This window comes from Pseudomonas sp. zfem003, from assembly GCF_032621675.1.
GTDB classification, from domain to species: domain Bacteria; phylum Pseudomonadota; class Gammaproteobacteria; order Pseudomonadales; family Pseudomonadaceae; genus Metapseudomonas; species Metapseudomonas otitidis.
The window spans coordinates 99,224-111,639 of the sequence record NZ_JAVYJG010000010.1 but is presented as its reverse complement, the minus strand read 5'-3'; the positions used below and the strand labels follow the sequence as shown (position 1 = coordinate 111,639).

Genomic DNA, 12,416 nt, shown 5'->3' with positions numbered 1-12,416 from the left:
TATCACGCAACTATCCTGCACGCCGTCACCCACTCACCGAGGTAGCCCACCATGGCCCCGTTCGCTCTCATCCGCCGCCTGCTGGCCGGCGCCCTGCTCAGCGCCGCCGCCGGCAGCGCCCTGGCCCAGCAACCCCTGGAACTGCAGGTCTACAACCCCGGCGAGCAGGCCGTGTTCCCGGTCAGCTCCTCCCTGCTGCTGGGCGAGAAGGACGCCCTGCTGGTGGACGCGCAGTTCTCCAGCCACCAGGCCGATGACCTGGTCAAGCGCATCCAGGCCAGCGGCCGCCGCCTGACCACCATCTTCATCAGCCACGGCGACCCGGACTTCTACTTCGGCCTGGACACCCTGCTGCGCGCCTTCCCGGACGCCAAGGTGCTGGCCACCCCGCAGACCATCGCCCACATCCAGGCCACCAAGGACCTGAAGCTGGCCCACTGGGGCCCGATCCTCAAGGACGGCGCGCCGCGCAACCTGGTGGTGCCGCAGCCGCTGCAGGGCGACAGCCTGACCCTGGAAGGCGAGCGCATCCGCGTGATCGGCCTGGACGGTCCGGACCCGAGCCACACCAGCCTCTGGGTGCCGTCCCTGCGCACCGTGCTGGGTGGCGTGCTGGTCAGCGGCAACATGCACGTGTGGACCGCCGACTCGCAGACCGTCGAATCCCGCCGCAACTGGGTCGGCGCGCTGGACGCCCTGGAAGCGCTGCAACCGCAACGCGTGGTCCCCGGCCACTACCTGGGCGAACCGGCCAAGGGCTTGGGCGACCTGCAGTTCACCCGCGACTACCTCAAGGCCCTGGAGCAGGAACTGCCCCGCGCCAAGGACGCCAAGGCCCTGGTGGCCGCGATGAAGAAGCGCTACCCCGACCTGCACGGCGTGGAAGACCTGGAACTGAGCGCCAAGGTGCTCAAGGGCGAGATGCAGTGGCCCTGATCTGAGACAGCGACCGAGGGGCGGCGGCATAATCGCCGCCCCCTTCGTTTCAGGAGATTCCCCCATGCCCAATGCCTGGTGGCTGCTTGCCCTGCCCTTCGTCGCCGGTTCCTTCCTCCCGCTCCAGGCGGGCATCAATGGCCAGTTGGCCAGGCAGGTCTCCAGCGTCATGAGTGCGGCGCTGATCTCCTTCCTGGTGGGCACGGTGGCGCTGTTCATCGTCGCCGCCGCGCAACGCGAACTGCCCAGTTTCACTGCGCTCAAGGGCCTCACCTGGTGGCACTGGAGCGGCGGCCTGCTGGGGGCCGTGTTCATCGCCACCGCCGCTTTCGCCGGGCCACGCATCGGCGCGCTGCTGTTCATGGTGCTGGTGCTCGCCGGGCAATTGAGCATGGCCCTGGCGCTCGACCACTTCGGCTGGGCCGGTTACCGCGAGGCGCCCATCAGCGTCGGCAAGCTGGCCGGCCTGGGCCTGATCATCGCCGGCGTGTGGATGATCCGCCGCGGCTGACCGGCCGTCAGACAAAGGTCAGCCAGGACAGTGGCCAGTTGATGTCAATGCGGAACCGGGTAAGCTCTGCCCACCAGCCGTATTTGTGATCACAACGCATGACTGACACAGAGCTGCCCCACCAGCCGGAGACCTTCCCGCTCTGGCGCGAGATCCAGGACACCCGCACCCGCACCCGCCTTGGCGGCCTCTACTACCTGCTGGCCTGGACCATTGCCTGGGCCTTCAGCGCCGCACCCGGCGAGCACCTGCTGCTGGGCCTGGGCGGCACCCTGCTGTTCGGTGCCCTGCTGGTGGCGCGTATCCGCCACTGCCCGGGCGCGGCCGCCACGCAGGCGCAGCTCAAGCGCTGGCTGGACACCCACTGGGGGCTGATCCTGCTCACCTGCCTGGCCTGGGGCCTGGCCCACGCCTACATGATCCTCGCGCCCGACTACCGGGACGCCCGCATCATCGGCACCCTCAGCACCGTCGCCTTCGGCACCGCCATGGCCTTCAACTTCGCCATGCGCCGGGCCTGGGCCATCCTCGCCTTGATGCTGCTGTACCTGCCGGGCCTGGCCGCCATGCTGCTGGCCCCCGAGCGGCTCACCGCCGAGCTGGTGACCCTGGCCTTCTACCTCAGCTACCTGCTGCTGGCCCTCAACCGCAGCCACCGCGAGTACCAGGGCACCCTGAACCTGGAGATGGAGCTGCTGGTGCAGCGCCAGCGCCTGGATGCCCTCAGCCGCACCGACGGGCTGACCCTGCTGGGCAACCGCCACCAGTTCAACAACCTGTTCCCGGCCATGGTCGCCCACGCCGCCCGCGAGGGCTCGCCGCTGTCGCTGGTGCTGCTGGACATCGACTTCTTCAAGCGCATCAACGACGAGTACGGTCACGCTGCCGGCGACCGCTGCCTGGAGCAGTTCGCCGAGCGCATGCGCCAGGTGTTCCGCCGTGACAGCGACGCCCTGCTGCGCCTGGGTGGCGAGGAGTTCGGCGTGCTGATGCCCGGCACCACGCGGGAGCAGGCCGTGCAACTGGGCGAGAGCTTCCGCAGCGCCCTGGCCCGCGAGGGCCTGACCTATGACGGGCACACCCTGCCGATGACCACCAGCCTGGGCGTCGGCTGCTTCGACCCGCAGCACGACGCCAGTGCCGAGGCCTTCTTCAAGCGCGTGGACGATGCCCTGTACCGCGCCAAGAGCCACGGCCGCGACCGGGTGGAGACCGCCTAGGCCGCCACCCGCCGCCCGGCCTCAGAGGCGGAAGCGCCCCATCTGCCCGGCCAGGTCGTCGGCCAGCCGGCTGAGTGCCTGGCACTCCTCGCGGCAGCCGCGCACCTCGCCGGCGGTGGCACCGGCCAGGTCGGCGATGCCCTGCACGTTGCGGTTGATCTCCTCGGTGACCGAGGACTGCTCTTCGGTGGCGGCCGCCACCTGGTGGTTCATGTCGCTGATGGCCTCCACCTGGTCGGTGATCGCCGACAGCGACTGGCCGGTGCGCTGGCTGGCCTCGACGCCGGTGCCGGTGGCCGATTGCCCGGCGCGCATGGAGCTGACGGCCGTCTCCGCGCCGCTCTTCAGGCGCTGGATCATCTGCTGGATTTCGTCGGTGGAGGCCTGGGTGCGGCTGGCCAGGGTGCGCACCTCGTCGGCCACCACAGCGAAGCCGCGGCCCATCTCGCCGGCCCGCGCTGCTTCGATGGCGGCGTTCAGTGCCAGCAGGTTGGTCTGCTCGGAAATGCCACGGATCACCGCCAGCACCTGGTCGATGGACGCCACCTGCTCGGCCAGCTCGGTGACCGCCGTGGCCGCCTCGCCGATCTCCCCGGACATGCGCTCGATGTGGCGGATGGAATCCCCCACCACCTGGCGCGCCTGCACCGCTTCGTCCCGCGCCTTCTGCGAGCTGAGCGCGGCGCTGCCGGCGTTGCGGGCGATCTCCTGCACGGTCAGGCCCATCTCGTGCACCGCCGTGGCCACCATGTCGGTCATCTCCTGCTGGCGGCCGGCACGCTGGGCGGTGTTCTCCACCACCGTGGTCACCTGGCCGACCGCATCGCGCAGGCTGCGGCTGGTGCCGAGCACGTCGGCGATCAGCCCGCGCTGGCTCTCCAGGAAGCGGTTGAAGCCTCGCGCCAGGTCGCCCAGCTCGTCGGCGCGGCTGTCGTCCAGGCGCCGGGTCAGGTCGCCACCACCACCGCCGATCTCCACCAGCGCCGCCGTCACCTGGCGGATCGGCCGCACCAGCCCACGGGCCAGCAGCACCACCAGCAACAGCGAGAGCAGCGCCACGCCGACGCCCACCAGGCAGGTGGTGATCAGCGCCTGGCGCGCCTCGGCGTAGATCTCGCCCTCGGGCACCTCGCTCACCAGCACCCAGTCCACCGACTGCAGCGGCTGGGCCAGCGCCAGGAAGGGCTGGCCGTCACGCTCGAAGCGCACCGCCTGGCCCTGGCCGCCCAGCAGCGCGCGGGCGGCATCGCCGCTGGTCAGGTCGGCCAGGGTGCGGCTGTCGTTGTAGTCCGACTGCGGGTGGATCTTCACCTTGCCGTCGGCGCTGACCAGGTACACCCGCCCGCTCTTGCCGAAGCGGAAGTCGCGGATCATCGCCGACATCGCCCCCAGCCCGTAGCCCAGGCCCGCCACCCCCAGGGTGCGGCCACCGGCACTGACCCGCTGGTTGATGAACAGCGTCGGCTGGCGGGTGCTCTTGTCCACGTCGATGTCCAGCGAGCGCGGCTTGCCGCCATCGAGGAAGCCGTAGAACCAGGCGTTCTCCGCCGGCCCCCGGGTCAGGGTGCGGTCCAGGCCCTTGCCGGTGTAGTAGTGCCCGCTGTCCTGGCTGACCAGGAAGGTGACCAGGGCGTTGTGCTGCGCCTGCACGCCGGCCAGGTAACGCACGAAGTCCGCCTGGCGCGCCGGGTCCTCGCCGGCGCCGAGCCAGTCATGGACCAGGCTGTTGTCCGCCAGGGAGCGCGCCGCCGTCAGCGGCTCGGCCAGCACCCGCTCCAGGTCGTTGCGGATGGCCAGGGTGCTCTTGGGCAACGCCTCGCCCACCAGGTAGCGGTCGCTCAGGCGGAAGACCACCGCCGAGTAGAGGCCGACCACGATGAGGATGCTCACCAGCAGGGCCGCGCCCATGCTGAGGATCAACTGCCATTGGATACTGCGTTGCCAGAGGCGCATGGACCTGTCTCCTGGGACTGTGTGGCTGAAAGGCACGCGACCGCCCTGCCCCGCTGGCACGCGCCGGCGGGCCGCCACGATCCGGGGCGGGCAGGTGGGGCTCCTGGGAGGGGCGAGGCGTTCGGACGTGCCTGTCCGGTTACGGGCCCGACCGCGCGCGAATGCACGGGGGCCGGGCGGGACGGCGGATTGTATACATGAAGCCGGACAATCCGGCAGCCCGCCCACCCTGTTTTCTCGACCGCGGGGTCAAGTTGCTTGAGCGGTGGCTAGTCGATCACCCGGAACTCCAGACGAGCGGTCGCTCCGGCCTCGTCCAGCAGGCTCAGCTGATGGCGCCCCACGTCACCGGGCCATGCGTCCAGGGCGCCGTCCGGGCTGCTCTCGCCCAGGGGCGCGCCGTCGAGGAACCACCAGCGCCGGCCACTGCCGCCCAGGCTCGACAGGCGCACCCGCAGCGGGCCCGCGCTGGCTGCCGGGCGGCGCACCTGCTCGCCTTCGCGCAGGCCGACGATGGACAGCGGTGCGGCACCGGGCAGCAGCACCGGCGGGCACGTCGGCGAGGGCGGCGGCAGGCGCCCGGCCAGGCGTTCGCGCCGGGGCAGCCAGGGTTCCAGCGGGGCGGGCCACAGCGCCACCTCGCGGGGCTGGGCGCCGGGGCAACCCGGCGCGGTGCGCCGGCCCTGGGCGTCCACCCACCAGGTCTGGCGCAGGCCCAGGCCAAGCGGCTGGTCGGCCGCCAGCAGGGTCGGCGGGGTGGTGCCGTCGAGGGTCCAGGCCAGGCGCGGCCGGCGGCAGTTGGGGTCGCCCCGGTCCAGGGGCTGGCCGAGGGGCCAGCAGATCGCCGCGATGCCCACCGAGTCCGGGCGTGGGTCCGCCGGGGGCAGCACGCCGCGCTGGGCGTCGCGGTTGAGCAGCACGTCGTGCACCTGCATCAGCAGCGGCGCCGCCGAGGCCAGGCCGAACTGGCCCGGCACCGGGGTGCCGTCGGGGCGGCCGATCCACACGCCCACCAGGTAGCGTGGCCCCACGCCCATGGCCCAGGCATCGCGGAAGCCGTAGCTGGTGCCGGTCTTCAGGGCCAGCAGCGGGCCCAGCGGCGCCGGGGCCTGGGGGTCCGGGTCCGGGCGGGACTGGCCGGCGAGGATGCGCCGCACGATCCACGCCGCTCCGGGGGACAGCAGGCGCCGCTCGCGCAGCCCCTCGTCCGGCTGCAGGCGCGGCGTGGCGGCACGGCCCTGGCGGGCCAGGGCGGCGTAGGCGCCTACCAGGTCCTCCAGCCGCGCCCCGGCGCCGCCCAGCACCAGCGCCAGGTTCGGCTCGGCGCCGGCCGGCAGCACCAGGGGCAGGCCGGCGCTGCGCAATTCACCGGCGAAGCGCTTCGGCCCGTAGGCCTCCAGCAGCTGCACGGCCGGCAGGTTGAGGGAGGTGGCCAGGGCCTCGCTGGCCGCCACCGGCCCGCTGAAGCCGGAGGAGAAGTTGCCGGGGCGGTAGTCGCCGTAGCGGCGCGGCACGTCCTGCAGCAGCGATTCGGAATGGATCAGCCCGGCGTCCAGGGCCAGCCCATAGAGGAAGGGCTTGAGGGTGGAGCCGGGGGAACGCAGCGAGGTGACCATGTCGACGTGGCCGAAGCGGCGGGCGTCGTCCAGCTCCACCGACCCCAGGTAGGCGCGCACCGCCATGCTCGGGTGCTCCACCACCAGGATCGCCGCCGAGGTGCGCTCCGGCAGCTTCGCCCGCCAGCCCAGCAGCAGACTTTCCAGCCGCCGCTGCAGGGCGGCGTCGACGGTGGTGCGGATCAGCGGCGGGCTGCCCGGCAGGTTCAGCCGCCGCGCCAGCAGTGGCGCCAGGTTTGGCTCCTGGCGCGGCGCCAGCAGCACCGGCTCCTGCAGGGCCTCGTCCACCACCGCCTGGGGCCACACGCCGTAGTCGGCGAGGCGCTTGAGCACCTTGTCCCGCGCGGCCGTGGCGCGCTCGGGGTGGCGGTCCGGGCGCAAGCGGCTAGGCGCCTGGGGCAGCACCGCGAGCAAGGCGGCCTCGGCGCGGGTCAGCTGCGACGGCGGCTTGCCGAGGTAGGCCCAGCTGGCCGCCGCGACCCCCTGCAGGGTGCCGCCGAAGGGTGCGCGGTCCAGGTAGAGGGTGAGGATCTGCGCCTTGGACAGGTGCCATTCCAGCTGCAGGGTGCGCCACAGCTGGCGCAACTTGCCGGTGAAGGTCCGCGGGTGGGGGTCGAGCAGCCGCGCCACCTGCATCGACAGGGTGCTGCCGCCGGAGAGCACCCGGCCGCCGCTGAGGTTCTGCCAGGCCGCGCGCCCCAGGGCCAGCGGGTTGACCCCGGGGTGGCGGTAGAACCAGCGGTCCTCGTAGGTGAGCAGCGCCTCCAGGTAATAGGGCGAAACCTGCTCCGGGGTCACCGGGTAGCGCCATACGCCGTCGGCGTCGGCGAAGCGCCACAGCGGGGTGCCGTCCTCGGCCAGCACCACCCGCGCGCGGTCGTCGGCCGGGAGTGGCAGCGGGAACAGGCGGTCGGCCAGCCACAGCAGCGCCAGCAGCAGGAGCGGCACGCTGATCCAACGGCGCCGCGCCAGGCGGCGGGCGCCACGGTGGCAGGTGGAAAGCAACGACACGAACGGCACTCCAGGCAGCATCGGACAACGGCCGGCCCCGCCACCGCAAGGGGGTGGGGCCGGCCTTCAGGGCATCGCCAAGACCGGGGGCGAGGCCATCAGCGGTCGTGGATCACCATCACCTCCGGCGCATCCCCCAGGGCCTGCCATTGCGGCCGGTACATGGACTCCACCTGGGGCGGCGGCACGCGGTAGGTGCCGGGCGTCACGGCGCGGGCCAGGTAGAGCAGGTGCGTGGTGTCGTAGCCGCTGACGTCCACGGCGGCCACGTAGCGGTCGTCACGGAACTCCTGGTGCTTGATGGCCGCCCCCTGCATGGACTCCTGCAGGCCGCGCACTTCCTGGCTGGCGTCCTGCAGGCTGGCGGCGCTGTGGGCCAGGTTCTGGTTCTCCGGCTCCAGCCCGGCGGGCAGCAGGTCCACCACCAGGGCGTCGGGGGTGCGCTCGCGGGCCTGCACACTGAGGTGCACCAGCACCAGCTGGCCGCTGCGCAGGTCGCGGATGTCCACAGGCTTGCCGTCCAGGCCCAGGTAGTCGCGCTGGATCGAGAGGTTCTCGCCGCCCGCCTTCGGTGCCTCCGTCGGGTAGCCGGACAGGGTCAGGCGCTGGTACAGCGGCGCCGGGCTGCGGCTGGTGAGGGTCAGCGGTTCGGCCAGGGCCTGCTCGTCGAGGCGCAGGTTGGCGTGGTCGCGGTCCAGGGTGCGGGCCTGCCCGGCGATGTCCAGGCTGGCCTGCCAGTCCGGCTCGGGCTTGCCGATCAGGTGGCGGCCGGCGAGGAACAGCGCGTTGCGCTCCTGGGTCGACAGCCAGTCACGGCCAGCCAGGCGATCCGACAGCGGGAACAGGCGGGCGTCGACCTGATCCGGCGCCAGGCCGCTTTCCTCCAGCAGGGCGAGGATCAGCGCCTCGTCCCGCAGGGTGCTGCCGTAGTCGGCGTACCAGCCGTCGCCACGCACGGCCTGGGCCGCCAGCCCGGCCTCCAGCGCCTGGTCGGCGCGGGGCTGGTCGCCCATGGCCTTGAGGGCCACGGCCAGTTGCACCAGGGCCAGGCCCGAGCGCGATTCGGCACGCCGCTCGAACAGGCTGCGCAGGGCACCGAGGGGTGCCTGCTGGGTGCGGGCCAGCACGTAGCCGGCGTAGGCCTGCACGGCGAAGCGGCTGTAGTCGCTGTTGTCGGTGTAGTTCACGTCGATCTGGTTGCGGTCCTGCAGGTAGCGCAGCAGGCGCTCGTTGGCCTTGGTGAGGGCGGCGGCGGGCACGTCGAAGCCCTGCTCGCGGGCGCGCTGGAGGAAGTCGGTGACGTAGGCGGTCAGCCAGGGCTCCTCGTCGCTCTCGTTGCTCCACAGGCCGAAGCTGCCGTTGAAGCGCTGCATGCCCAGCAGGCGCTCGATGCCGATGGCGATGGCCTTGCGCCGCTGCTCGTCGGGCTCGTCAGCCAGGCCCAGGCGCTGGCGGGTGGCGGCGTCGAGGTAGAGCGAGGCGTAGAGCCCGCTGGTGGTCTGCTCGGCGCAGCCATAGGGGTAGGCGCGCAGGGCGCGGATGTGCTCGGCGATGTTCAGCGGCGGGCGCGCGGACACCGACAGCCGGGCCTCGCGGCCGATGGTCTCGAAGGCCGCCAGGGTGCCGGCGGGCAGGCTCCAGCTGTCGCCCTTGAGCACCGCGCGGAAGCTGCGGGTCTGCGCCGGCCAGGCCGGGCGGATGCCCAGGGTCCAGTCACGGGTCAGCGGTGCCAGGGCCTCGCCGGGCAGGGCCAGGCCGTTGACCGTGACGCGGATGCTGCCCTGGCCGAAGCCACTGAGGGCGCGCACCGGCACCCGCAGGGTGGTGCGCTGGCCGTCGGCCAGTTGCAGCGGGGTGGTCTGCCCGGCGGGGGCCTCGGCGAGGCGCAGCAGGCCGTCGGCCTCCAGCTTCACGTCCAGGGCCTGGGGCTGGCCGGAGAGGTTGGTCAGGTCGAGGGCGACGCTGGTCTCGTCACCGCCGGCGAGGAAGCGCGGGGCGGCCAGTTCGGCCACCAGCGGCGCGGCCACCACGGTCTTGCCTTCGGCCATGCCGTAGCGTTCGTCGGTCCACACCTGGGCCATCAGCCGCAGCTCGCCGTTGAAGTCGGGGATATCCAGGCTGACGTCGCCCTCCCCCTGCTCGTCGAGGGTCACCGGCACGCTCTGCAGGGCCACCAGGCGCACCTTGCTCGGCGGGCGCTTGCCACCGGCGGCGAGGCCGGCGTCACCGCCGAAGGCCAGGGAGGCGAGGCGCCCCTGGCCGGCTTCGATCAGTTGGCCGTACACGTCCAGCTGGTCGGCGCCGTAGGCCTTGCGGCCGAACAGCGCGGCGAAGGGGTCGGGGGTGGCGTAGTCGGTGATGCTGAGGATGCCGGCGTCCACCGCCGCCACCAGCACATGGGCCTGGCGCGCCGGGGTGCCGTCGGCGTTCTTCGCTTGCACGTGCACCGCCAGGGGCTGGTTGGGGCGCATCTTCTCGGCGGCGCGCAGGGTCAGCGCCAGCTTGCGCGGGGCGCGCTCCAGGGGCAGGTGCAGCAGACCGACGGCGCGCTTGGGCGTGACCCGCTCCTTGCGCTCGCCGGGGCGCACCACCAGGGCGCTGACGTAGAGGTCATGACGGGCCCATTCGCGGCCCACCGGGACCTCGAAGGTGCGGCCTTCGGCGGGCACGTCGATGTTCTGCCACCACAGCGGGCCGTCGGCGGACTCCACCAGCAGGTAGCCGCTGCCGGCCGCTGGCGGGGTGACGCTGATGCGTGCCACGTCGCCTTCGTTGTAGGCGGGCTTGTCCAGTGCCAGCTTGACCTGGTCGGGGCGCACGGCGCCGCCCTCGGTGTTGTCCTGCCAGCGGTAGCCGGCCCAGAAGCGCAGGCTGCTGACCATCCCGGTCTGCGGGTCTTCCACCTCGACCCGGTAGGGGCCCCACTGCACGGGGAAGCTGACGCGGGTGGTGCCATTGGCGGCGACGTCCACCAGGCGTTCGTCGCTGATAAGGAATTTCTCGTTGTAGTGGTAGTTCCAGCCGCCGTCGTCGTCGTAGCTCCAGTAGTAGTCGCGGCGCTCGCGCACCAGGCGCACCTTGACGCCTTGGGCAGCCAGCTTGTTGCCCTCGGGGTCGGCGATCAGCAGTTCCACCTCGGCCATGCCGTTCATGTCCACCTGGTCGTCGGTGAACACGCCGCGCAGGCCGGGCAGGCGGGCGGCGGGCCACACCGGCTGCTCCAGGCGCCGGGTGACGGGGCGGCCGCCGGACTCCAGCAGGCTGGCCTGCAGGGTCAGCGACAGCGGCGAGCGGGCGCTGGCCCAGCGGCTTTCCAGCTCCAGGGCGCCCTTGCCGGCTTCGTCGAGCTTGACCTCGTCCAGCTCCACGTCCTGGCTCAGCTCCTCTTCGGTCACGGAGCCGAACTGGTAGCCGGGCAGTGCCTTCACCGCTTCGCGCAGCGGCCGTACGTAGAGCTGGCCGGTGAGGCGGTTGCCGGCAGCCGGGGCGCCGTAGAGGTAGCGCCCCTGCACCTGGAAGCGGGCGACGTCGCCGGGTTCCAGGGGCGTGTCGCTGCCCTTGATCTCCAGGGCCATGCGTTCGGGGAGGAAGTCCTCCACCTGGAATTCGTAGAGCTGCTTGTGGCCGTTGCCGAGGTCGATCAGCAATTGCCAGCGGCCGGTGGGGGCGTCCCCCGAAAGGGCCAGCTGGTGCTGGTAGAGGCCGTTGGCGTCGGGGGTCCAGACGAAGCTCTGGCTGACCTGGTCGTCCGGGCGGCGCACTTCGACGTTCACCGGCTGGGGCGCCAGGGCGTGGCCGTCGCGGTCACGCAGCAGGGCGTTGAGCAGCACGGTCTCGCCGGGGCGGTAGAGGTCACGCGGGCCGAAGACGAAGAACTGCAGCGGCTGCTGGGCCGGCCCGGCGATGTCGAACTCGGACAGGTCCAGGGCCGGCGTGTCCAGGCGCAGCAGGCTGATCTGGTCACCCTGGTGGCCCACCAGCACGCGGCCCTTGTCGGTCAGCGGCAGTTGCAGGTGGCCCTTGTCGTCGGTCTTGCCCTCGGCCAGCACGGTGCCTTCGGGGTCGAGCAGCTGCAGGTTCACCTCGGCCTGGGGCTTGCCGCCCTCCAGGGCCTGGGCGAAGACATCCAGGCGGCCACCGAAGCGGTGGGCGGAGAGGCCGATGTCGCTCAGGGTGAACAGCGTGGCGGGGTTGCTGTAGCTGTAGCGGCCGGCGCGGCGCATCACCGCCAGGTACACGCCGGCCGGTTTCAGCGGCTCGATGCCGGCGATGGGCAGCAGCAGGTTCTCGCGGGTGTTGGGCGCGGGCTTGAGGTCGAAGCGCCCGGAGTAGACCAGGTCGGCAGTGCGCAGCAGGGCGTCGCTGTCCCAGTAGCTCATCTGGCTGCGGCGGCCCCAGCGGGCGAGCAGCTTGGGCAGCTCGGCGGGGCGCACGCGGAAAAAGTCGACATCCACGGCGTCGACGTTGAGGGCGATCACCGGCAGGCCTTCGGCGAGGCGGCTGGGCAGCAGCGAGCCCTGGCTGGCGAAGCCCACCGAGGGCTGCAGGTCGCGGGTGCGCAGCTGGCTGACGCTGGCGCTGGCCAGGCGGGCGTCGTTCACCCCGCGCAGGCCGGCGTCGATGGTCAGCTCCAGGTCACGCTTGGGCTGCAGGTGGCGCAGGCGCAGCTCCATGAGGTTGTCGTCCAGCTCCCAGGCGCCATCCACCTTGCCGCTGGCCTTGTCCACCAGGTGCAGGCGCTCGGCGAAGGGCTGCTCCGGGTCCAGCGGCACGGAAAAGGTCACCGACAGGGCGCTGGCGCCGTCGAGCTGGACTTCGGAGATGTCCACCACCTTCAGCTCGCGGCCGGCGTAGCGCTTGGCCAGCGCCGCGGTGTCCACCGGCGCGCGGGGCGCCTGGACCTGGGCAGCGGGCTCGGCGGCGGCCTTCTCGGCGGTGTGTTCGGGGGTGGAGGAATCGCAGGCGGCAAGCAGCCCCAGCGAGAGGGCCAGTAACAATCCTTTGTACGACGACATGGTGACTCCGGGGCGGGACGCGCGGCTGCGCGCGCGGCAACTATAGACGAGCCGTGATGCCAGTAAAGTCGCCGCCTTCACGCTTTGGACGGCATAAATGTTCCGCTTGGGTCTGCTCTCAATCCACGCAGGCAGTTTCTGGAGGCGCCCTCCA

6 protein-coding genes and 1 pseudogene are annotated in these 12,416 nt (G+C 72.1%); 3 read left to right on the top strand and 4 right to left on the bottom strand.

Annotated elements, in window-relative coordinates; translation table 11 throughout:
* The first annotated feature begins 51 nt into the window (after nucleotides 1-51).
* From RTK35_RS23415 to RTK35_RS23405, 3 genes are all read left to right on the top strand, one after another.
* Nucleotides 52-936 carry an MBL fold metallo-hydrolase gene (locus RTK35_RS23415; protein WP_044411211.1) on the top strand — a complete coding sequence of 295 codons (885 nt, stop codon included), beginning with the start codon at nucleotides 52-54 and terminating at the stop codon, nucleotides 934-936.
* Between the two features lie 64 nt (nucleotides 937-1,000).
* Nucleotides 1,001-1,447: a DMT family transporter gene (locus RTK35_RS23410; protein ID WP_044411209.1), complete on the top strand. Its 447-nt coding sequence runs from the start codon at nucleotides 1,001-1,003 to the stop codon at nucleotides 1,445-1,447.
* Nucleotides 1,448-1,545: 98 nt separating this feature from the next.
* Nucleotides 1,546-2,667: a GGDEF domain-containing protein gene (locus RTK35_RS23405; protein ID WP_316909115.1), complete on the top strand. Its 1,122-nt coding sequence runs from the start codon at nucleotides 1,546-1,548 to the stop codon at nucleotides 2,665-2,667.
* A gap of 21 nt (nucleotides 2,668-2,688) precedes the next feature.
* Here the strand turns inward: RTK35_RS23405 and RTK35_RS30665 are convergent, their stop codons facing one another.
* From RTK35_RS30665 to RTK35_RS23390, 4 genes and pseudogenes are all read right to left on the bottom strand, one after another.
* Entirely contained in the window at nucleotides 2,689-3,417 is a 729-nt protein-coding gene (locus RTK35_RS30665) for a methyl-accepting chemotaxis protein (protein ID WP_373874426.1), read from the bottom strand.
* 135 nt (nucleotides 3,418-3,552) lie between these two features.
* A pseudogene (locus tag RTK35_RS30660) lies at nucleotides 3,553-4,575 on the bottom strand (cache domain-containing protein); the annotation flags it as partial.
* A gap of 314 nt (nucleotides 4,576-4,889) precedes the next feature.
* Nucleotides 4,890-7,208, bottom strand: coding sequence for a peptidoglycan glycosyltransferase PbpC (gene pbpC / locus RTK35_RS23395; RefSeq protein WP_410478709.1), 2,319 nt, complete (start codon nucleotides 7,206-7,208; stop codon nucleotides 4,890-4,892).
* A 137-nt stretch (nucleotides 7,209-7,345) separates the two neighbouring features.
* Nucleotides 7,346-12,262 carry an alpha-2-macroglobulin gene (locus tag RTK35_RS23390; RefSeq protein WP_316909113.1) on the bottom strand — a complete coding sequence of 1,639 codons (4,917 nt, stop codon included), beginning with the start codon at nucleotides 12,260-12,262 and terminating at the stop codon, nucleotides 7,346-7,348.
* Nucleotides 12,263-12,416: the final 154 nt, after the last annotated feature.